Origin of the sequence: Streptomyces sp. CB01635 (genome assembly GCF_002803065.1) — a bacterium.
Classification (GTDB): Bacteria; Actinomycetota; Actinomycetes; order Streptomycetales; family Streptomycetaceae; genus Streptomyces.
The window spans coordinates 26565-44916 of record NZ_NNBL01000016.1 but is presented as its reverse complement, the minus strand read 5'-3'; the positions used below and the strand labels follow the sequence as shown (position 1 = coordinate 44916).

Annotated in this window: 20 protein-coding genes and 1 pseudogene; 7 read left to right on the top strand and 14 right to left on the bottom strand. The window is 69.2% G+C overall.

The window, feature by feature from the left end; genetic code table 11:
- Nucleotides 1–30: 30 nt before the first annotated feature.
- The 6 genes from CG723_RS30435 to CG723_RS30410 all read right to left on the bottom strand — a co-directional run bounded on the left by CG723_RS30435 (nt 31) and on the right by CG723_RS30410 (nt 6222).
- Nucleotides 31–786 carry a fibronectin type III domain-containing protein gene (locus CG723_RS30435; RefSeq protein ID WP_234374597.1) on the bottom strand — a complete coding sequence of 252 codons (756 nt, stop codon included), beginning with the start codon at nt 784–786 and terminating at the stop codon, nt 31–33.
- Nucleotides 787–886: 100 nt separating this feature from the next.
- Nucleotides 887–1774 carry a carbohydrate ABC transporter permease gene (locus CG723_RS30430; RefSeq protein WP_100596737.1) on the bottom strand — a complete coding sequence of 296 codons (888 nt, stop codon included), beginning with the start codon at nt 1772–1774 and terminating at the stop codon, nt 887–889.
- Nucleotides 1771–2757, bottom strand: a complete 987-nt coding sequence (locus tag CG723_RS30425; RefSeq protein ID WP_100596736.1) for a carbohydrate ABC transporter permease — start codon at nt 2755–2757, stop codon at nt 1771–1773. The genes CG723_RS30430 and CG723_RS30425 overlap by 4 nt, the downstream gene beginning before the upstream one ends.
- Before the next feature lie 4 nt (nt 2758–2761).
- Complete coding sequence (locus CG723_RS30420; protein ID WP_100596735.1) at nt 2762–4003, bottom strand: extracellular solute-binding protein; 1242 nt, start codon at nt 4001–4003, stop codon at nt 2762–2764.
- A 153-nt stretch (nt 4004–4156) separates the two neighbouring features.
- Nucleotides 4157–5212 (bottom strand): LacI family DNA-binding transcriptional regulator, encoded by a 1056-nt coding sequence (locus CG723_RS30415; protein ID WP_100596734.1) that lies wholly within the window; start codon nt 5210–5212, stop codon nt 4157–4159.
- A gap of 167 nt (nt 5213–5379) precedes the next feature.
- On the bottom strand, nt 5380–6222 hold the full coding sequence (locus CG723_RS30410; protein WP_100596733.1) for a phytanoyl-CoA dioxygenase family protein: 843 nt from the start codon (nt 6220–6222) through the stop codon (nt 5380–5382).
- Nucleotides 6223–6566: 344 nt separating this feature from the next.
- Here CG723_RS30410 and CG723_RS46470 point away from each other — a divergent pair, with 344 nt between their 5' ends.
- Nucleotides 6567–6755 (top strand): hypothetical protein, encoded by a 189-nt coding sequence (locus CG723_RS46470; protein ID WP_159032581.1) that lies wholly within the window; start codon nt 6567–6569, stop codon nt 6753–6755.
- 177 nt (nt 6756–6932) lie between these two features.
- On the opposite strand, the gene CG723_RS30400 is transcribed toward CG723_RS46470, so the two are convergent.
- Nucleotides 6933–7454: a maleylpyruvate isomerase family mycothiol-dependent enzyme gene (locus tag CG723_RS30400; protein WP_100596732.1), complete on the bottom strand. Its 522-nt coding sequence runs from the start codon at nt 7452–7454 to the stop codon at nt 6933–6935.
- 181 nt (nt 7455–7635) lie between these two features.
- On the opposite strand from CG723_RS30400, the gene CG723_RS30395 reads away from it, so the two are divergent.
- Complete coding sequence (locus CG723_RS30395) at nt 7636–8535, top strand: bifunctional helix-turn-helix transcriptional regulator/GNAT family N-acetyltransferase (RefSeq protein ID WP_100596731.1); 900 nt, start codon at nt 7636–7638, stop codon at nt 8533–8535.
- Nucleotides 8536–8647: 112 nt separating this feature from the next.
- Nucleotides 8648–9145, top strand: a complete 498-nt coding sequence (locus CG723_RS30390) for a GNAT family N-acetyltransferase (protein WP_100596730.1) — start codon at nt 8648–8650, stop codon at nt 9143–9145.
- Nucleotides 9146–9313: 168 nt separating this feature from the next.
- Here CG723_RS30390 and CG723_RS30385 read toward each other — a convergent pair whose 3' ends face one another.
- The 3 genes and pseudogenes from CG723_RS30385 to CG723_RS47945 form a co-directional block, all read right to left on the bottom strand.
- Nucleotides 9314–9799 carry a nucleoside deaminase gene (locus CG723_RS30385; RefSeq protein ID WP_100596729.1) on the bottom strand — a complete coding sequence of 162 codons (486 nt, stop codon included), beginning with the start codon at nt 9797–9799 and terminating at the stop codon, nt 9314–9316.
- 241 nt (nt 9800–10040) lie between these two features.
- Nucleotides 10041–10217, bottom strand: a complete 177-nt coding sequence (locus tag CG723_RS47040; protein ID WP_199841947.1) for a hypothetical protein — start codon at nt 10215–10217, stop codon at nt 10041–10043.
- 95 nt (nt 10218–10312) lie between these two features.
- A pseudogene (locus CG723_RS47945) lies at nt 10313–10966 on the bottom strand (FAD-dependent oxidoreductase); the annotation flags it as partial.
- 104 nt (nt 10967–11070) lie between these two features.
- Here CG723_RS47945 and CG723_RS30370 point away from each other — a divergent pair.
- The 3 genes from CG723_RS30370 (at nt 11071) to CG723_RS30360 (ending at nt 13694) form a co-directional block, all read left to right on the top strand.
- The gene (locus tag CG723_RS30370; RefSeq protein WP_100596728.1) at nt 11071–11682 is read left to right on the top strand and encodes a helix-turn-helix domain-containing protein; all 612 of its coding nucleotides are present in this window, start codon (nt 11071–11073) and stop codon (nt 11680–11682) included.
- Nucleotides 11683–12445: 763 nt separating this feature from the next.
- A complete protein-coding gene (locus CG723_RS47030) occupies nt 12446–12988 on the top strand; it encodes a hypothetical protein (RefSeq protein ID WP_199841957.1) in 543 nt (180 codons plus the stop codon).
- A gap of 214 nt (nt 12989–13202) precedes the next feature.
- Nucleotides 13203–13694: a nucleotidyltransferase domain-containing protein gene (locus CG723_RS30360; RefSeq protein ID WP_199841945.1), complete on the top strand. Its 492-nt coding sequence runs from the start codon at nt 13203–13205 to the stop codon at nt 13692–13694.
- 24 nt (nt 13695–13718) lie between these two features.
- Here the strand turns inward: CG723_RS30360 and CG723_RS30355 are convergent, their stop codons facing one another.
- The 4 genes from CG723_RS30355 to CG723_RS46465 form a co-directional block, all read right to left on the bottom strand.
- A complete protein-coding gene (locus CG723_RS30355) occupies nt 13719–14600 on the bottom strand; it encodes a DUF4232 domain-containing protein (RefSeq protein ID WP_100596726.1) in 882 nt (293 codons plus the stop codon).
- A gap of 149 nt (nt 14601–14749) precedes the next feature.
- Nucleotides 14750–16186 (bottom strand): MFS transporter, encoded by a 1437-nt coding sequence (locus CG723_RS30350; RefSeq protein ID WP_234374596.1) that lies wholly within the window; start codon nt 16184–16186, stop codon nt 14750–14752.
- A 109-nt stretch (nt 16187–16295) separates the two neighbouring features.
- Nucleotides 16296–16769 (bottom strand): hypothetical protein, encoded by a 474-nt coding sequence (locus CG723_RS30345; protein WP_100596725.1) that lies wholly within the window; start codon nt 16767–16769, stop codon nt 16296–16298.
- Nucleotides 16766–16912: a hypothetical protein gene (locus CG723_RS46465; RefSeq protein ID WP_159032580.1), complete on the bottom strand. Its 147-nt coding sequence runs from the start codon at nt 16910–16912 to the stop codon at nt 16766–16768. Before CG723_RS46465 ends, CG723_RS30345 begins: the two co-directional genes overlap by 4 nt.
- Before the next feature lie 318 nt (nt 16913–17230).
- Between CG723_RS46465 and CG723_RS30340 the strand changes: the two genes are divergently transcribed.
- Nucleotides 17231–18229: an SDR family NAD(P)-dependent oxidoreductase gene (locus CG723_RS30340; protein WP_100596724.1), complete on the top strand. Its 999-nt coding sequence runs from the start codon at nt 17231–17233 to the stop codon at nt 18227–18229.
- Nucleotides 18230–18352 lie beyond the last annotated feature (123 nt).

Below are 18352 nucleotides of genomic sequence, written 5' to 3'. Positions count from 1 at the left end.
CCCGGTCTCTCCTTTGAGGTGGGGGCGTGGTCAGATACGGGACAGGTGGAGCGAGCGCAGGCCCGGCAGCGGGATGTCCAGCGACAGAGACGCGGCGCCGTCCGGTCCAGTCGTGAGCGGGGGGAGTTGTTCGTGGGGGAGCGTGTCGGTGAGTGCGTCGCGGGTCGTATCGGAGTCGGTGGTGTCCGCGCGGTGCAGTGAGACGGCGTACGAGGTGTCGGCAGCGAGGCCGGTCACCCGTACAACGGCCGTGCGGTCCAGCGCCGGCGAACCCGGCGGCATACCGGGGCGGTCGGCGGCCGTGTTCCTCACCACGACGTACATGTGCGAGCAGTCGTCCGTGTGCCTCGCCACGGCGTTGACCAGGGCCTGGGCGCCGTCGCCGGTGACGTGCGGCGGTACGGCGCCGGTGGCGTCGACCGTGATTGTCACGGTCGCGAGGGAGATACCCCGGGCCTTGACGCACCCGGGGACGGGCGTCGAGGTGAGCGGTCCGGGGCCGTCGTCGGTAAGGGCCGCGACCTTGTACCAGTAGCCGCGACCGGGTTCGGCCCGGGTGTCGGCGTACGGAGGGCGGGGGAGGCACTGCCCGGTCAGGGGCTCGTAGGGCCCCTCCGCGAACGGCGAGCGGTGCACGAGGTAACCACGGGCCCCCGGCACCGGCTCCCACGTCAGGAACACATGGCCGGTGCCGTCCTCGGCGCGCAGTCCGGCGGGCGGTGGCAGGGTGACCGCCACTGCCGGGGGCCGGTCCAGGGCGTGTTGTGCGGCGTTCCTCGGTGGCATGGTGGTCCGCCTCTCGAATGGATGCGCATACATTCATGACGTACGGATTCACCGGTTCCCGTCCCCGTGGCGCGGGACGGGAACCGGCCGGCGGGAAGGGCTACTTCAGCCCGGCGGTGGCGATGCCCTGAGTGAAGAAGCGCTGGAGCAGGACGAAGACAAGCAGCACCGGCAGCACCACGAGGAAGGCGCCTGCCATCAGGACACCGTTCGAACCGTCCGCCTGGGTCGGGTCCGTGGCGAAGGTGGCGAGTGCGACCGGGAGCGTGTACTTGCCCGGGTCGTTGGTGGCGACCAGCGGCCACAGGAAGTTGTTCCAGGAGCCGAGGAACACGAAGATCGACAGTGTCGCCAGGGCCGGCTTGACCAGCGGCAGCACGATCCGCCAGAAGATGTACCACTCGCGGGCGCCGTCCATCCGCGCCGCCTCGAGCAGCTCGTCCGGGATGGCCTGGATGAACTGCCGCATGAGGAAGACGCCGAAGGCCCCTGCCGCGAACGGAAGGATCAGCGCGGCGTAACTGTCGATCAGTCCCATCCCGCTCATCATCACGAACATGGGCAGCAGCATCAGGTTGCCGGGCACCATCAGGGCGCCGAGCACGACACCGAAGATCGGCCGCTTCCCTACGAAGTTCAGCTTCGCCAGGGCGTAGCCGAGCATCGAGCAGAACAGCAGATTGCAGACGGTCACGAACACGGCCACGAGCAGGGAGTTGAAGAGCGCCTGCCCGACGTCCATCCGGTCGAGCAGTTCCCGGAAGTTGTCCAGGGTCCACTCGGTCGGCCACCACACCGGCGGGCTCGCGCCCAGCTCCCGCTGCGTCTTGAAGGACGACAGCGCCATCCACAGGAACGGCGCGACCGTCACGATCAGCCCGACGGTGAGCAGGACGTACACGAGTGTCCGACGGGCCCGGGTCGCCGGATCCCGCCGCGCCTTGCCCGCCGGGGCCGCGAGCGGGGCCCGGGTCTCGGTCGTGCTCATGAGGTCTTGTCCTTGAGGAGGCGGAGCTGGAGCGTCGTGATCGCGAGGACGATCACGAACAGGACGTATGCCATGGCGCTGGCATAGCCCATGTGGAAGAAGTCGAAGCCCTCGCGGTACATGTGCAGCGAGATCGTCAGGGTGCTGTCCGACGGGCCGCCGTCAGTCATCACGAACGGCTCCTCGAAGACGTTGAGGAAGCCGATCGTGGTCATGACGGCGACATAGAGCATGGTGGGCCGCAGCAGCGGCACCGTGATCCTGCGGAACTCCTGGAAGATCCCCGCGCCGTCGATCCGCGCCGCCTCCCGCACCTCTGTGGGAATGGCCTGCAGACCGGCGAGGAAGAGGACCATCGCCGAACCCATGTTGCGCCAGACGGCCATCATGATCAGCGAGGGCATCGCGAGTGTCTCGGAGCCGAGGAAGTCCGGTGTCTGGATGCCGAGTTGGTGGCCGAGGCCCGCGATCAGACCCTCGCTGGGATCGAGGACGAAGCGCCAGATGACGGCGACCGCCACGATGGCTGTGACGACGGGCGCGTAGAAGCCGACACGGAAGAAGGTGCGCAGCCGGTCGATGCCCGAGTTGAGCAGCACCGCGGCCGCCAGGCCGCTGCCGATCGTGAGCGGCACGCCGAGCACGACGAAGTATGCCGTGTTGAACAGCGCCCTGACGAACTTGTCGTCCTGGAACAGCTTCGTGTAGTTGTCCAGGCCCACGAACTGAGCCGACAGCGGATCAGTGACATTGCGCAGACCGAAGTCGGTGAAGCTCATCAACAGCGTGGCCACGATCGGGAACGCCATGAAGGTGAGGAACAGCCCCAGGAACGGTGTGGAGAACAGCCAGCCGGCGAGATTGTGGCGGGACAGCCGGTCCCGACGGCGCCGGCCGGGCCCGGTGCCGTCAGCCCGAGCCTTCGACACCACTGCGTCCTGTCCCGCACCCGGTGCACCGGCCTGTGCGGTGGTGGTGCTCATGGGGTCAGTCCACCAGCCCCTCGGCCGTCTTCTGCAGCGTCTTCGCGGTCGCCGCCGGGTCCGCGCCCTGCGAGATCTTCGCCAGGGCGCCCTCGACGGCCGCGGCGAACTCGTTCCACTTCTCCAGCGGCGGGATCGCCTTCGCCGTGTCGAGCGAGGCCTTGAAGGTGGCGAGCGACTCGCCGCCGCTCTTGAGGGCGGGCTCGTCCCAGGCGGCCTTGCTGGCCGGCAGCGCCTTGTCCGCCTCGTACCACTGGGCCTGCGTCTTCGGCGTGGTGAGGTACTGGGTCAGCTCCTCGGCCGCCGCCTTGTGTGCGCTGTTCTTGAACGTGACGAGGGACGCGCCGCCGACCCAGGAGGTCGAGGTCTTGTCCGCCGGGACGGGCACGACCTTGTACTTGCCCTTGAGCTGCGGCTGCTGGTCGGCGATGTTGCGCACCATCCAGGGGCCGGACTGGAACATCGGCCGCTTCCCGGAGGCGAAGTCCTTGGTGACGTCGTACCCGGGCGTGAAGGTCTTCTTGGCGAGCCCCTTCTTGAAGTAGCTCGCCCACTCGGTGAACGCCCGTATCGCCTCGGGGGAGTCGAGGGCCGGCTTGCCGTCCTTGCCGATCAGCTCGCCGCCCGCCGAGTACAGGTACTGGACCCAGCTCTGCCAGGCGCCGGTGCTGCTGGGCTGCAGGTCCGTGCCCCACTCGGTGCCCGACTTCTGGTAGGCGGCGGCGAGAGCCTGCTGGTCCTTCCACGTGGTGGGGGCCTTGTCGACGCCCGCCTTCTCGGCGAGGTCGGTGCGGTAGTAGAGCGCGCGGGTGTCGGCGTACCAGGGAACGCCGTACGCCGTCCCGTCCTTGACGTTGCTGTCCCACGTTGCGGGGAAGAAGTCGGACTTCTTGAACGTCTTGGTGTCCACCGGCTCCAGGGCGTCCAGAGCGATGAACTCGCCCATCATCGTGGAGCCCATCTGCGCCATGTCCGGCGTCTTCTTGGCGGCGATGGCCGACACCAGCTTCTGGTGCACGACGTCCCAGCCCACCGGGGTCACCTTGACGGTGATGTTCGGGTGCTGCTTGGTGAACTCGTCGGTGACCGCCTTGAGGCGGGTGCCCTCCTCGCCCATGGCCCACACCGTGAGCGTCTGCTTCTTGTCCGCCGCCACCTGCTCACCCCCGCTGCTCCCGCAGGAGGTCAGGGCGAGCGCCGCCACCACCACGGTCGCGGCTACGCTGACGGACTTGGTGCGTGTCATGGGGCCCTCCTACATTCATGTAAGCGCTGTACGTAAGCGCATACATGACCCTGTAGTACGAGGCGGACCGACTCAAGGGGTCTGGAGGTAACGCTTCCGTAAACGTGCGGACATCCGCGAACACGCAGCGGGGAAAGGGCTGTTGCGCACCGCTCAAACGGTGCGTTCCTGTGCGCATCCGCAGCTCGCCCGGCGGGTCACCGTCACCGGCAGCACGCGCAGCTCGGCCGCCCGGTCGCGCTCGTGGAGCCGGGCGATCAGCAGCTCCACCGCCACCTCGCCCAGGTGACCGGTCGGCTGCCGTACGGTCGTGAGCGTCGGCCGCACCAGACGACTCAGCGGGATCCCGTCGAAGCCGGTCACGGCGATGTCGTCCGGGACGGCGACCCCGCGCGCCTCCAGGGCGTGCAGCGCGCCCACCGCCATCTGGTCGTTGGCGAACACCAGGCCGTCGGGCATGGTCTCGTCCCGGTCGAGCAGCTCCAGTGCGGCCTTGCGGCCCGCGGCCTGGGTGAGGTCACCTCGGGTGTCGGGCGCCTTCGGCAACGGCAGTCCGGCCTCCAGGTGGGCGGCCTGGTAACCGCGGAAGCGCGCCTCGCCGTCCGGCGAGTCCGCCGGGCCGCCGGCAAAGGCCAGGCGGCGCAGCCCGTGGTCGACGATCAGATGCCGCGTAAGCTCCAACTGGCCGTCGAAGTTGGCCACTTCGACGTGGTCGTAGCCGGCGTGCCGCTCGCCGGCCAGCAGGACGACGGGCTGCCGGCGCCCCACGACGTCGAGGTCCTCTTCGGTCAGCGACTGCGCAAGCACGGCCAGACCGTCCACGCGCCCCGCCACCTCGGCGAGTTGCCGGCCTGCCTGGTCGGCGTGCGCGGCCGAGATCAGCAGCGCGTAGCCCTGGCGCCGGGCCGCGCGCTCCATGCCGCGGATGACCTGGTCCGAGTAGAGCACCAGCTCGGCGTCCTCGGCGCCCGCGGCGTGCTCCGCCTCGGTGTCGTGGAAGTCGGGGAAGCAGAGTCCCAGCACGCCGGTCGCCCGGCTGGCGAGCCCGCGGGCGCTGCCGCTCGGCACGTAGCCGAGTTCGCGCGCGGCGGCCAGGACCTTCTCGCGGGTCTCCGCCCGGACCGCGTCGGGGTTGCGGTAGACGCGCGACACGGTCGCGATGGAGACGCCCGCCTGTTCGGCGACGTCGTACACCGTGGGAGTGGTCATCTTGCTGTCTCGCCTCGCCCCTTCGCCCGGCACCTGTGGCGTGCCCGGCTGCCTGCCGTCGTGCCTGAAAGCGCATTCAGCCTACGGTCGGGGAGGGTGCCGGGGCAAGATACCAGGTGCCGGGCGGTGATGGCCGGTGATGTCTGTGGCCATGGGGCGCGGTGCAGTCAGCGGCGCGCGTCGTACAGCACGGGGTTGAGGGGAGTGTCCGGGACCTGGCCGATCCTGGTGCCGGGCATCCAGCCACGGTCGGCGGCCTGGTGGTCGTTCGTGGGCTCGGCGACACGGATGTCGGCGTCTATGTAGATCACCGTCATGACACGGCGCGGGACGTTGGCGCGGTTGGGCCCCGCGTGGTGGAAGGTCCACCCGCGGTGGAAGCTCGCGTCGCCGAGCGCGAACGGCTCCGCGACGTCTTCGAAGTTCTGCTCGGTGACGGTCTCCTTGAGGCGGGCCTCGGACTCGTCGGAGATGGGCAGGTCGCGGCCGTACGCGAAGTGGTGGCTGCCGCGGGCGAAGGCGATCGGGCCCATCTCCATGGGGGTTTCCTGCAGCGGCAGCCAGACGGTCAGGCAGCGGTCGGAGGACAGCGGCCAGTAGTACTGATCGGCGTGCCAGGGCGTGATGCCGCCGGATGGCTCCTTGTACAGCGCCTGGTCGTGGTAGAGCCGCACCGCGTGCACACCGAGCACCTCGGCGGCGATGCGTGCGAGACGCCGGGAGAACACCAACTCCTGCACTTTCTCGCTGTGTTCCCAAAGATTTGTCACCTGCAGGAACGCCTTGCCGTAGGTGTCACGCTCCGCCAGCGGCAGGTTCTGGGTGTTGAGCCGGATCACCTCCGAGGTGATCGTCGGCTCGTACGCGGCGATCGTCTCGGGCGTGAGCACGTTCCGCAGATGCACGAACCCGTCCCGGTTGAAGTCCGCCACGGCGGTCGAGGCCAGGCGGTCGTAGGGGCGGTCGAGCTCCGGCATCGCCGACGTCGTCGTGACGGTCTTGACGGTCATGGCGGACTTCTCCTCGCTGTATGGGCGTGGTGCTGGTCCTGGCTGGTGCTGCGGGAGGCAGGTGTCCACTGTCGCAGCGGATGCCTGCTGGGGTCGAAGGCCGGCACAGCCGAGCCGAAAGACCCGCCGGCGAACGCGCTGGGCATTCGTCGCATCATGTTCGCCGTCGACGACATCGACGACGTCATTGCCCGCCTGCGCACCCACGGCGCCGAACTCGTCGGCGAGCTGGAGCCAGTACGCGGACACCTAATCCCTCTGTTATGTCCGCGGCCCCGAGAGCGTCAACGTCGGACTGGCCGAGCAGCTTGGCGGGGATTCGAACATGCAATCTAATTGATCCTATGCGGAACACGATCACCGATGACCTCGTAGCGGGACAGCGGGACAGCGGGACAGCGGGAGCGGGGCGCGACCTGTCGGCGGCTGGCCGCACAGCCCTGCGCCGCCGCCTGCGGCACCTGTCCCCGGTGCTGGCCGGAGAGCGGCTGGGCCCCGCGCGGAAGGCGGAGCTGCTGCGACGGGCGGGGTAGAGCCACTGGCCGAGTGGCGGAGGTGGATCGTCGCGTATGTGCGCCAGCGGGTAACAGCGAACGGGCGAGGCACCGTACGCGCTGAGACCGATGACCGAGCCGACCCGGGAAGCGAGCGGGAGAGCGAGTTGGCCAGTGCCGCGACCTTCCGGGTCAGAGGAAAGGACTCAGTGGCAATCAGTCAGGACGACCGGGGTCGAACCCCGGCGGTGTGGCGTCCTGAGGGTGGCCTTCTTGGCGTCGGCGGAGGCTGCCGAACGACGCAGGAGTGCGTGTCTGCAGGCGGAGTGATCTGACGGCGGCCTGCGTGGGGTAGGCGCGGGTGAGGCCGAGGGGCCGGCGGATGTCCTCGCCGTGGACGACTTCTTCGACGAGCCGGCTGTCGAGGGGCGCCGGAGGGGTTGATGTGCGCGATGCCACCTGACGGAACCGCTCCAGGGTCTCCTGCGGTGTGCTCCGGCGTTCGCGTTCCACACCGCGGGTGTTCTGACGGTTGAAGTCGAACCGCGCCAGGGTCAGGTCTTTCACGAAACCGAGGCGAGTCGTGCGGGCCGTGTCGATCAGATGGGCGAGCACGTCGTGCACGGTCCACCCATCACAGAGTGACGACTTCAGCCACTGATCGTCCTTGAGGTGCGCGAGGTCGTCGATCAGAGCCTCACGCTCGGCGTGCACCAATTCCCAGACATCGTCCGTCACGGCTTCTCCTCCATCGGCGCGGAGTCTGCCAGGTAGGACTTAGGGGACTACGGGAACTCATCGTCCGGCGCGCGGGGCACACGTTCCGTGACGAGAGGTCGCTGGTGCGTGGCCCGGCCCGCGCGCGGAAGGCCAGAACCCTGGCTGACCCGACCGGGATTCTCTGACTAAAGTCAGAGATATGGATGCGACGCAGATCGACGGGGTGCGGCGGTTCAACCGCACGGTCACCGAACGTGTGGGCGTGCTGCACGACCACTACCTGGGCCTCGACAGGCCCGTCGCCGAGGCGCGGCTGCTCTGGGAGATCGGCGTACAGGGCCGGGACGTACGGTGGCTGCGCGAGCGCCTCGGGCTCGACTCCGGCTACGTCAGTCGGCTGCTGCGCTCCTTGGAGACGGACGGCCTCGTAACGGTGGAGCCGCAGCCCGAGGACAGGCGCGTGCGTTCCGTACGTCTCACTGATGCAGGCCGCACGGAACTCGCCGTGCTCGACCGGCGTAGCGACGAGTTGGCCGGCTCTCTCCTGCAGCCTCTCAACGCCGACCAGCGCGCCCGGCTCGTCGCCGCCATGGCCGAGGTCAACCGGCTGCTGACGGCCGCGACGGTCACGCTGGACGTGGTTGATCCGGAACGCCCGGACGCCCAGCACTGCCTGCGGTCCTACTTCGCGGAAATGCAGGAACGCTTCGAGACCGGATTCGATCCCGCGCGGAGCCTGCTGCCCGACGCGGGTGAACTCCGCCCACCGCACGGCCTGTTCCTGGTCGCCCGGCTCCACGGCGAGCCTGTCGGCTGCGCCGGTCTGAAGCTGCCGCCCGGTGCCCCGGCCGAGATCAAACGCATGTGGGTCGATCCCCGCACCCGGGGCCTCGGTCTCGGCCGCCGGTTCCTGGCCGAGCTGGAGGCGCGGGCCGCCCGGCACGGCTGCGACGTACTGCGCCTGGACACCAACAAGGCGCTCACCGCCGCGATCGGCCTGTACCACTCCTGCGGATTCCAGGAGGTCGCCGCCTTCAACGACGAGCCGTACGCCCACCATTGGTTCGAGAAGCGGATCACCACACCACGGTCGGGATGAGGACTTCGACGGACTCGCGGATTGCGTGCCGGATGTTGAACATGTCCGGTGGAGCGGGTGCATCTGCGCCGTGTGGACCGCCTGCGCGGCGGCCGGTTGTAGCCTCCCTCTCATGAGCTGGCTCCCGGATGACTTCGTTCACCCCGTCCATGTGCCCGTGCCCCACACGGCGCTGCACCTGCGGCCGATCCGCGAGGCGGACACCGCGCTCGACTACCCGGCCGTGATGGGCTCCCAGGAACGCCTGTGGGAGATCTTCGGTCCGGCCTGGGAATGGCCGAAGAAGACGATGACGTACGAAGAGGACCGAATCGACCTACTGCGCCACGAGCAGGAGATTGCCGCGCACAAGTCCTTCAACTACGCGCTCCTGGACGAGGAGGAGACGGCAGTCCTCGGCTGCGTCTACATTGATCCGCCCGAGCGCACCGGCTCCGACGGCGAGATCTCCTGGTGGGTGGTGGACGACCTCGTGGGCAGCGAGGCGGAGCGCGCGCTCGACGCGCTGGTGCCCGAGTGGATCGCCACCCGCTGGCCCTTCCGGCAGCCTCGTTGTCTGGGCCGGGAAATCACCTGGCAGGAGTGGCTGTCGCTGCCGCCTGCCGATTGAGCATTCTCTTGGACATCAGCCGCCTGGACCGGCCGGGGAAACCGCACTGAGAAAGCTCGGCCCAGAGGGTGGGGTGCGGGTGCTCGCCGCAACGGCGCCCGGGTTACGCCGGGTGGTGCGGATGGGCCCCGGCGTCGGCCGGGCCGCTGGGAGGGCAGAGGCGGTCGGTCAGGCGTTGGATGCCCGTTGTGCGAGGCGCCGGTGCAACTCGTTGACCGCGGGAACGAGTTCATCGACGGGGCCCTCGACCTCGATCGAGGGAGCGACCTCCTGGATGGTCAGGCTGCGCACGGGCGCCTGGGGGCGGCCCCAATCGGCGAGCCACCCGGACAACTGGGCCGCAGAGGCCACGTACACGATACGACCCAGCCCGACCCAGGCGTGTGCGGCCGAGCACATCGGGCAGTGCTCACCGGAGGTGTAGACGGTGGCGGCGGCCCGCTCCTGAGGTGAGAGGTTCGCGGCCGCCCAGCGGGCGAGTTCGAACTCGGGGTGGAGGGTGGCGTCGCCGTCGGCCACCCGGTTGCGGTCCTCGGCGCGGACGACTCCGGCGTCGTCCACGAGTACCGAGCCGAAAGGCTCGTCCCCGGCTTCCAGTGCTTCGGCAGCCAGCTCGACGCACCGGCGCAAATGGTCCAAGTCGTGGGTGTCCATCAAAGCCCCTCCGGCACTCGAAACTGATGCGCACGCCATGCTCACACAGGCCTCGGGTGGAGTCCCGCATCGGTGCTGTACTCGGCGGGTCTGCGGCAGCGCGATGGGCCACCGAGCGGCAGAGCGCTGCCAGTCGGTGTCGACGTAGGGCAGAACCGGTCGAGGGCGTCAGGTGACGTCGGGTGACGGAGCCTGAGCCGTTGTCAGCAGGCACAATTCTGTGCCTGGTTGGGCGTGAGCGTCACGTGGAGAGGGTCTCTGAGGTGGTCCCCTTCTCGTTCGCGGTCGTTGCGCCCTGCGCTGTCGTCTTCGGGCCGTGGGCGAGGACGTAGGCGAACAGGGCGCGCATGACGGCGACGCCTGCCCACATGGCCTGCTGCCAGCCGTCGGCGAAGGACTGCCGCGCGGCGTGGACCACTTGCTGGGCCTGCGAGCCGGCGCTGCCCGCTGCCTCGACAGCGTTGGCCAGGCCTTCCCGTGCGGCGTCCGCGGTGTACTGGGGGATGCCCTGCGGCTTGTGACGCCCTGCACCGGGGTGTCGACGACGCGGTGGCGCGGGCGTCGAAGCCTGCGCAGGTGTCCTCGTCCAGCTCGGCGCGGCGGGTGAAGTAGACCAGGTTGTCGGTCAGTTGGCGCAACAGCAGCGCATGGTGGACCGATGCGGGGCCGGTGGCGTGGGCGCCGATGGGCTCGTCGCGCACCTCCCAGCCGTCGCGGTACGGGCAGTGCACCACGCCGCGCACCAGTGCTCGGCGAGGCCGGGCACGTCGGGCAGCGCGTCCCGCAGCCCGGTGGCCACCAGCACACGGCGCGGCGTCAGGGTGCGGCCGTCGGCCAGGGCGAGCGCAAGACGCAGATCACCCCCGCCACCCGGGGCGGCTGGTTCGGCGGAGGTCACCTCGCCGAAGACGCCCCGCCCGCCGTAGTGGCGCATCTGCTGTCGGCCCCGCTCGAGCAGCTCGGCGGGCGGGATGCCGTCCAGCACGACGAGCCGTGCATGGCTTCGGCAGGCGCGTTGCGGGGCGTGCCGCTGTCGATCACGACGACCGAGCGGCGGGGAGCGGACGAGCATCAGCGCACCGTTCCGACAGCGGCACCGCCGCCGATCACCCCGGCGTCGACAGTCCCCTGGGGCAGTGCGTCGCGCGCGTACGCGGAAGCCGTCACCGCCCAGCCCTCGCACCCATTCGCTCGGCGTGACCCCAGCCTTTCCGGGTCACCTCGTAAGCGAACGCAACCCCTACTTGCGTGATGGGCATACGATGTTGCCTATGGCGCAAAATGATGGAGAGCTGGACAGCCTCGTACGCAAACGGATCCGCGCCCTGCGCGTGGCACAGGGCTGGTCCCTGGAGGAACTGGCCACCCGCGCCGGCGTCAGTCAGTCAACGCTCTCCCGCATCGAGAACGGCCAGCGCCGCCTCGCCCTGGATCAGCTGGTCACCCTCGCCCGCGCTCTCGACACATCTCTAGACCAGCTCGTGGAGAACGCCTCCGACGACGTCATCACGAGTCCCATGATCGACGCGGCGCACGGCACGATGCGCTGGCCCGTCAAGGGCGACCCCGGCATGAGTGTCGTGCGCCAGCGCATGACCGAACCACCGCCGGACAACCCCTCCCGCATGCGTGCGCACCCCGGCCGGGAATGGCTCGTCGTCCTGTCCGGCACCGCGATCCTCATGCTGGGCCACCGCAGGTTCCGCGTCGAGACCAACCAGGCCGCAGAGTTCCCCACCATGCTCCCGCACGCCATCGGCGCCGAGGGCGGCCCCTGCGAGATCCTGGGCATCTTCGACCGCGACGCCCGCCGCGGCCACCAGCGCGACAGCGGCAGCAAAGGCGCCGGCGGCGACTTCGAACCGGGCGGCCGCTGCTCCTGAGCTCGTGCCGCGGCAGAAGTCTTGCCGCACACCCGCACACCCGACCGCCCACACACCCGCCCAGCAGAATGCCGCCGACAGCGGCAGTCAGGCACACACCGTTGACCTGGACGCGGAAGCACTCACCGCGCGCTTCACCGCCATCGCCGGCCGCTCAGCAGTCCGCGTCGCTACGCTCAGCGACGACGCATGGCGACCCGTGACGCGGGGTTCGGTGACTGACTGGCAGCGCGTGCACCTCTTGGGTCACTGCTGTCGGGCCGGGTTTGCAGGGGAAGCGATACCCCGGGCTCCGCGAAGGCGGCAACGGTTGGACCGGTCGGGGCAGTTCATTCCCTTCAGGTCCGCCGGCGTGAGGCTGTGCCGCTGTGGCGGCCGGAAATTCAGGTGCGTGCTCAGAGGGCTGTGCCACCAGCGGATTTGCCCGCCGTGAGGCGCCGGCCGAGCCGGTCGACCGGGTTCGGTGCCGAGATGAGTGCCCGTTCAAGATGACGTGGAGCGGATTGGGAGTAGCGTTTACCACTGAGACCGCAACCCGGGACGCGCCACATCGGCGAAGTCTTCTCGCGGTGGACAGCTCGACTGTTGCTGCGGGGGTTCGCGCGTGAAGCCGTACAAGGCCGACACGGCCGGTGAATGGCCACGGCGTGTCTTTCAATTTCCAGAGCGGTGACATTTCGACCGCGCGCCCTGATCTTTCTTGCGTGCGCGGCCATCCATCTCGCGTTCGGGTGCGCGAGACGATGGAAGGGAGAAAATTCTCATGCGAGCACTTCGCGTGAAGCGCCTCTTCGCGGTGACCGCCACCGGAGTTCTGATGGCGGGTGGCGCCGCGATCGGCACAGCGGGGACGGCCTCGGCCAGCACGGGCTCGACCCACCACAACTCCGGCTACAGCGATTGCTACAACCGGGGCTGGGGCTGGAGCTGGCACCACAACGACTGCCGCTACTACGGCCACCACCGCTACGGTGGCTACAACCGCGGCTACTACAACTACAACAACTACAACGACTACGGTCGCTACGGCGGCTACGGTCGTGGCTACAACTACAACAACTACAACGGCTACGGTCGTGGTGGTTACGGCGGCTACGGCGGCTACGGCGGCGGCAACTACGGTGGCGGCGGCTACGGCGGCGGTAACTACGGTGGTGGTGGCTACGGCGGTGGTGGCTACGGCGGCGGTGGCGGTGGCTACGGCGGCGGCGGTGGCGGTGGCTACGGCGGCGGCGGCGGTGGCGGCTACGGCGGCGGCGGCGGTGGCGGTGGCTACGGCGGCGGCGGCGGTGGCGGCGGACGTTGACTGTCTGCCTGCTGAGAGCGCGGTGTGCGGGCCCGGTCAACGCCGGGGCCGCACACTGCGTTACTCCCGAACGCGCCCACACGGCGAGAGTGCGGCATCCGCGGGGGTATCAGTTGCACACACCGGGTGAGGCCGGGTGTGCTGTCTACGACGTAGCGGGGGACATGGAATTCGTTCGCTGCCACAGGCGGATGCTTCTAGTCTGCGTCGGGTGATGACAGCTGACGACGTGCTGGGCGTTCTAACTCCTTTGCGACGGGCGAACGTTGACGTCTGGATCGGTGGAGGGTGGGGAATCGATGCTCTGCTCGGCGAGCAGACCCGAGACCACCGCGACCTGGACCTGATGCACCGGCAAGACCATGAAGCCGCCGCGCTGGGGGCACTTCGTGAGGCGGGCTTCGTGGAGAGTGTGGATTGGAGGCCCATCCGATTCGTCATGGCAACTGCGGACGGACGGGAGATCGACCTTCACCCGCTGGTCTTTGCCGACGACGGCTCAGCAGTGCAGGCATCACCCGAACCGCAGCGCCCCTTCACCTATCCCTGCTCGTGTTTCGTGACCGGCACCATCAAGGGAATGTCCGTCCCGTGCCTGTCCGCCGAGCAACAGGTCTACTTCCACCAGGGATACGAGCCGTCGGAACGCGATCGGCACGACATGGCACAACTGCGCCGCGTCTTCGGGATCACCACGCACTTCTGATCCAGCCTGACCCAAACGAAAGCCCTAGCGTTCCGCCCTCTCCCACGGTCTGACCCCGAGCCTTCCGGTGGTTCCGAGGTCGAGGTGCGGGGTTACCGTCACGGGATCGGCACCCGCCTTCGCCCGGACCCGCACATGGGGAACGTTCACTGCCGTACCGGCCTCGGTGGTGTTGCGCCACACCAGGCCGGCGGTTGCCGACTCGCCGGGCTTGAGCATGACGGGCCGTGGCTGCTCGTCGGGCCCGGCGCCGGTGGTGATGTCGCCGCTGCCGTCGAGGATTTGAATGCCGTGGACAGGGTTGAGGTCGTCGTCCAGGAGTTCCAGGAGTGGGTATCCGTCGACGGTGTAGTCGCGCGTGCCGCAGTTGTCGAGGTGGAGGCCCACGACGCGCAGTCCCATGGCCGCGTCGCCCTTGTCGGCGCTGACCCGGATGCCGGAGGCGGGGCACGTGCCCGGCGCGGCAGGCGCCTCGCCTGCGGGAACCTTGGTCACTTCGAGGACCGCCGCCCCCGTCACCCGAGGGGCGGCGGGCGGCAGCTCTCCGGCCCGGACGGTGCCTCGCACGGATTCTCCGGGGCCGACGTCGCGCACGGTCGCGGTTTGGTTGGTCATGGCCTGGCCGTCACCGCTCATGAAGGTGAAGACGACTGAGTAGGTCAGGGTCTTGGTGCCCTTGTTGGTGACCTCGTAGGCGGCAATGACCCCCGAGTCCACGGGGAGGCTGTCGGCGGAGACGGAAGTGGTGCGGGTGGGCGAGGGGGAGGCCGAGGGGAGGGTCAGCGATGTGATCCGTACGCCGTCCTTGCCCGGGTCGTCGACCTGTGTGTGGGGCGGCGGTTCGCAGGCCGTGAGGAGCAGGGCGGTCGAGGCCAGGGCCGGCAGAAGGGAAGCGGATCTACGCATCCGATCACTTCATCAGGGCGCGAGCCACACGCGTGTGGTGGAGGCCATAATTCCGGCCACGAGAGTGCTACAGGTGGGTCTTTGACGACGCGGTGGCTTGTCCACCACCGGCCCATCGGCGTACCTGCCACGCCCTGGCTCGCCGCCATTCAGTCGGTGGCGTGGCCGGGTGCCTTCCGCGGGATGCAGAAGAGCGCAAGGGCGGCGGCCGTCAGGTAAGCGGCCGAACCGATGGCCATGCTGGTCCGCAGCCCGGTGGTGAAGTTGCCTGTGGCGGCCAGCAGGGAGCCTCCCAGCGCGACGCCTGTGGCACTGCCGACCTGGCGGGTGGTGTTGAACAGGGCGGAGGCGGTGCCGGAGTACTTGTCAGGGGCGGCCGCCATCACGGTGGTCGTCGACCCGGTGAGGGCGAAGGACGTACCGAAGCCCGCGGCCATCATCGGCGCCACGAGCAGTGCGTAGCTCGGGTTCGGCCCGGCCGCGGCCCAGCCGGCCAGGCCTGCCCCTCCAATAAGCAAGCCGGTGACCACAAGCGGGCGGTGTCCGGTGCGGCGTGCCAGCCTTCCGGAGAGGACGGAGGCGAACATCGTCATGGCCACCGCCGGGAAAAGGGCGAACCCGGTGCGCAGCGCGGTCAGGCCGCGCTGATGCTGGAAGTACAGGCTTGCGGTGAAGATCATCCCGTAGAAGGCGAAGTTGAACAGCAGGCCGATGATCGCTCCTCCGCTCATCGCGCGGGAGCGCAGCAGCCGCAGGGGCAGCACAGGGCTGCGGGCCAGGTGCTCCCGCAGGACGAACGCGGCCGCTGCCAGCAGGCACAGGCCGGCCCCGGTCAGGATCAGTGGGTCCGTCCAGCCGCGTCGTCCGGCCTCGTTCAGTACGGCGGTCAGCAGGGACACCGTCGCGACGATCGCGCACTGGGCCGGCCAGTCCACAGGGCGGTCCCTGCGCCGGGCCGAAGGGGGCACGCGGCGCAGCGTGAGCAGCAGGCAGACGCATCCGACGGGCAGGTTGATGAAGAACACCCAGCGCCAGCCCACGGTCGTGACGAGGAGGCCGCCCAGGAGGGGCCCGGCCGAGGCGGCGATGCCGGCCATGGAGCCCCACAGGCCGAACGCCCGGGAGCGCTCGGCGGGGGAGGGATACGCCTGTTGGAGGAGAGCGAGGGAGGCGGGCACGATCAGTGCCGCGCCGGCGCCTTCCAGCAGCCGGGCGGCGATCAGAGCCCCGGTGCTCTGGGCCAGTCCGCAGCCGGCCGAGGCGACGGTGAACACCACCACCCCGGTGCAGAAGATCCGGCGATTGCCCAACCGGTCTCCCAGCGCGCCGCCGGTGAGCAGGAGGCCGGCGAAGATCAGGGTGTAGCTGTTGGTGATCCACTGAATCCCTGTCAGCGAGGCCGACAGTTCCCGCCCCATCACCGGAACGGCGACGTTGATGACGGTCACGTCCAGGATGACCATGAAGTAGCCCGCGCAGACAGCGAGCAGCGGGGCCAGGGAGCGGCCCGAAGCCGCAGACCTGTCCGGTCCACGGGTCTGGGGACCACCGGCACGCACCATGGCAGCACCGTAGATCAGGAACACGCCTCCCTCGGCAGACCCGCGCCGTGTCAAGCTCTTACGGACCGCTGCCCGCGTCGAACGGCGAGCAATGTTCCAGACCTTGGGTGCGTCACACACCGGGGGACTGCGATCAGCCTTGACCCTGCTGCTTCAGATTGATGCGGGCGGCGTTGCGGATCCGCTTGGTGCGGCCCCGGGCGGCGAGGATTTCCAGGGCGGCCGCGTTCGACGCTTCGGCCGCTTTGCGCTGGAACCAGTCAGACGACTCGAGCAGGGCATCCGGACGCCACGGCTGCCTGAGCGTGACGGCCCGGAAGAGAGACCATTCGTGAAGGCGCCGGGTCAGGAACGGGTAGCGCGTCGTGGCCTGGGTCATCTTCGCGGCCCAGGACTCGTAGGCGGGTCCGGAGAACAGGTCGGCGGCTCGGCGGTCCACATACCGCAGGACGGCGGACTGGGCCATCGTCTCGTCCGGGTCGGAAAGTACTTCGCTGACCAGGTCGACCTCGTCGGCCTCCGTGACCTGCTCAAACTCCCTCAGGTAGGTCCAGAAGCGCAGGTGCTCCGCGGGTTCCTCCTCCTGCCCGGCGTCGTGGTGATTCATGGCAGTACCTCGGACACCGGCGGCGACTTGCGGCACCGCGGCGGCAGGATCTTCGCGGAGAACCGCCGCATCTCGCCGGTCTCGGCCGCCAACTCGGTTATGGACTGGTGGAGTTCGGCGTCCTCGTAGGCCTGTCGCATCACGGGATGATTCTGGCTCGCCGATGGGCAATCGGGCCGGCCGATTTCGAAGTCACGATGCTCGCCGATGACAACGACCGTGCCACGACACACCTGCGTCTTCACGGCTGGGAGGTCCGAGTCCGAATCTGGATCCGAGGCGGCGGTTGGCAACCGTCGGTCAGCGGACTGGCCGTCTGTCGGCGGGGTGTCGGCGTCCGTCGCGGCGGTCGGTGATCCGTAGGCGATGTGTCGGTCAGCGCTGGAACTGTGGATGGCAAGTTGCTCCCTCGGGAGCGGCCGCAACCGTCTCGCCCCTCCGGATCCAGGGAGCCTCCCGTCATGTCGTCCACTTCCTCCGCTCCGCCCTGGGATGTTCACCGGCTGCCGCGCGCAGAGGGCAGCGTCTTCTTGGTCACCGGCGGCAACACCGGTATCGGGTACTTCATCGCGGAGCAGCTTTCAGCGACCGGAGCCACGGTCGTGCTGGGCTGTCGGGACCCGGCCAGAGCCGAAGCCGCCCTGACGTCGATCCGCTCTCGCGTGCCCGGCGCGCAGGTACGGGCCATCCGGCTGGACCTCGCTGACCTGTCGTCGCTCAGCGCAGCAGTGGAATCCCTGGAGGTGAGTGCTCTGCATGCGGTGGTCCACAATGCCGGCGTCGCGCTCGACGACCCGCCGCGTCGCGAGACAGGGGATGGTCATGAACTCATGTTCGGCACAAATCACCTCGGGCATTTCGCGCTGACCGGTCTGCTGATGCCGCTGCTGTCGGCCGCACCTGCGGCGCGTGTCGTGACCGTCGGTAGTTTCGCGGCGAAATCGGAACGGCTGGACCTGGACGACCTCCAGTCCCGGCGGGACTACCAGGCCAAACGTACCTACGGACGAACCAAGCTGGCCCAGATGTACTTCGGGCTCGAACTCGACCGCCGCCTGCGCACCCTCGGCAGTTCGGTGGAGAGCGCAGTGGTCCATCCCGGCGGTGCCCTGGACGCCCTCACTCCGTCACGGCCGCCGGTCCATGTGAGAAGCCTCGGCGCGCGGCTGCGCGCGGCACCCGCCGCTCTACTCGTCCAAGGCAAGCACGCCGGCGCCTGGCCGGCGGTCCGAGCGGTGCTCGACCCGGCCGCGCGCGGAGGGCAGCTGTGGGGGCCACGCCTGTTCAGCCTGCGCGGCGCACCCCGACAAGAAGCGGCATGGAGCCATCTCGCCGACACCGCCGTCGCGGCCGGGCTGTGGGACGCCAGCTGCGACCTGACCGACCACCTTCGAAACCTGGGCGCGCGACCAACTGCGCGCAAACGCCTGAGCGGCCCCTGTGACGCTTCGAACTCCTAGCAAATTCCGCTGTGAGGCGTGGCCGCACGTGGGGAGGATCAGTTGAGCCCTGTGGATCGGCCGGCGCGGATCGGGGGCGGCCGGACCCCGGGAGTGCAAGGGCGATGAGTCTCGCCGCGGTTC

Coding starts and splice junctions, on each gene's coding strand:
- CG723_RS30435 (WP_234374597.1), bottom strand. CDS start 786: ATGCCACCGAGGAACGCCGCACAACACGCCCTGGACCGGCCCCCGGCA.
- CG723_RS30430 (WP_100596737.1), bottom strand. CDS start 1,774: ATGAGCACGACCGAGACCCGGGCCCCGCTCGCGGCCCCGGCGGGCAAG.
- CG723_RS30425 (WP_100596736.1), bottom strand. CDS start 2,757: ATGAGCACCACCACCGCACAGGCCGGTGCACCGGGTGCGGGACAGGAC.
- CG723_RS30420 (WP_100596735.1), bottom strand. CDS start 4,003: ATGACACGCACCAAGTCCGTCAGCGTAGCCGCGACCGTGGTGGTGGCG.
- CG723_RS30415 (WP_100596734.1), bottom strand. CDS start 5,212: ATGACCACTCCCACGGTGTACGACGTCGCCGAACAGGCGGGCGTCTCC.
- CG723_RS30410 (WP_100596733.1), bottom strand. CDS start 6,222: ATGACCGTCAAGACCGTCACGACGACGTCGGCGATGCCGGAGCTCGAC.
- CG723_RS46470 (WP_159032581.1), top strand. CDS start 6,567: ATGCGGAACACGATCACCGATGACCTCGTAGCGGGACAGCGGGACAGC.
- CG723_RS30395 (WP_100596731.1), top strand. CDS start 7,636: ATGGATGCGACGCAGATCGACGGGGTGCGGCGGTTCAACCGCACGGTC.
- CG723_RS30390 (WP_100596730.1), top strand. CDS start 8,648: ATGAGCTGGCTCCCGGATGACTTCGTTCACCCCGTCCATGTGCCCGTG.
- CG723_RS30385 (WP_100596729.1), bottom strand. CDS start 9,799: ATGGACACCCACGACTTGGACCATTTGCGCCGGTGCGTCGAGCTGGCT.
- CG723_RS30370 (WP_100596728.1), top strand. CDS start 11,071: ATGGCGCAAAATGATGGAGAGCTGGACAGCCTCGTACGCAAACGGATC.
- CG723_RS47030 (WP_199841957.1), top strand. CDS start 12,446: ATGCGAGCACTTCGCGTGAAGCGCCTCTTCGCGGTGACCGCCACCGGA.
- CG723_RS30360 (WP_199841945.1), top strand. CDS start 13,203: ATGACAGCTGACGACGTGCTGGGCGTTCTAACTCCTTTGCGACGGGCG.
- CG723_RS30355 (WP_100596726.1), bottom strand. CDS start 14,600: ATGCGTAGATCCGCTTCCCTTCTGCCGGCCCTGGCCTCGACCGCCCTG.
- CG723_RS30345 (WP_100596725.1), bottom strand. CDS start 16,769: ATGAATCACCACGACGCCGGGCAGGAGGAGGAACCCGCGGAGCACCTG.
- CG723_RS30340 (WP_100596724.1), top strand. CDS start 17,231: ATGTCGTCCACTTCCTCCGCTCCGCCCTGGGATGTTCACCGGCTGCCG.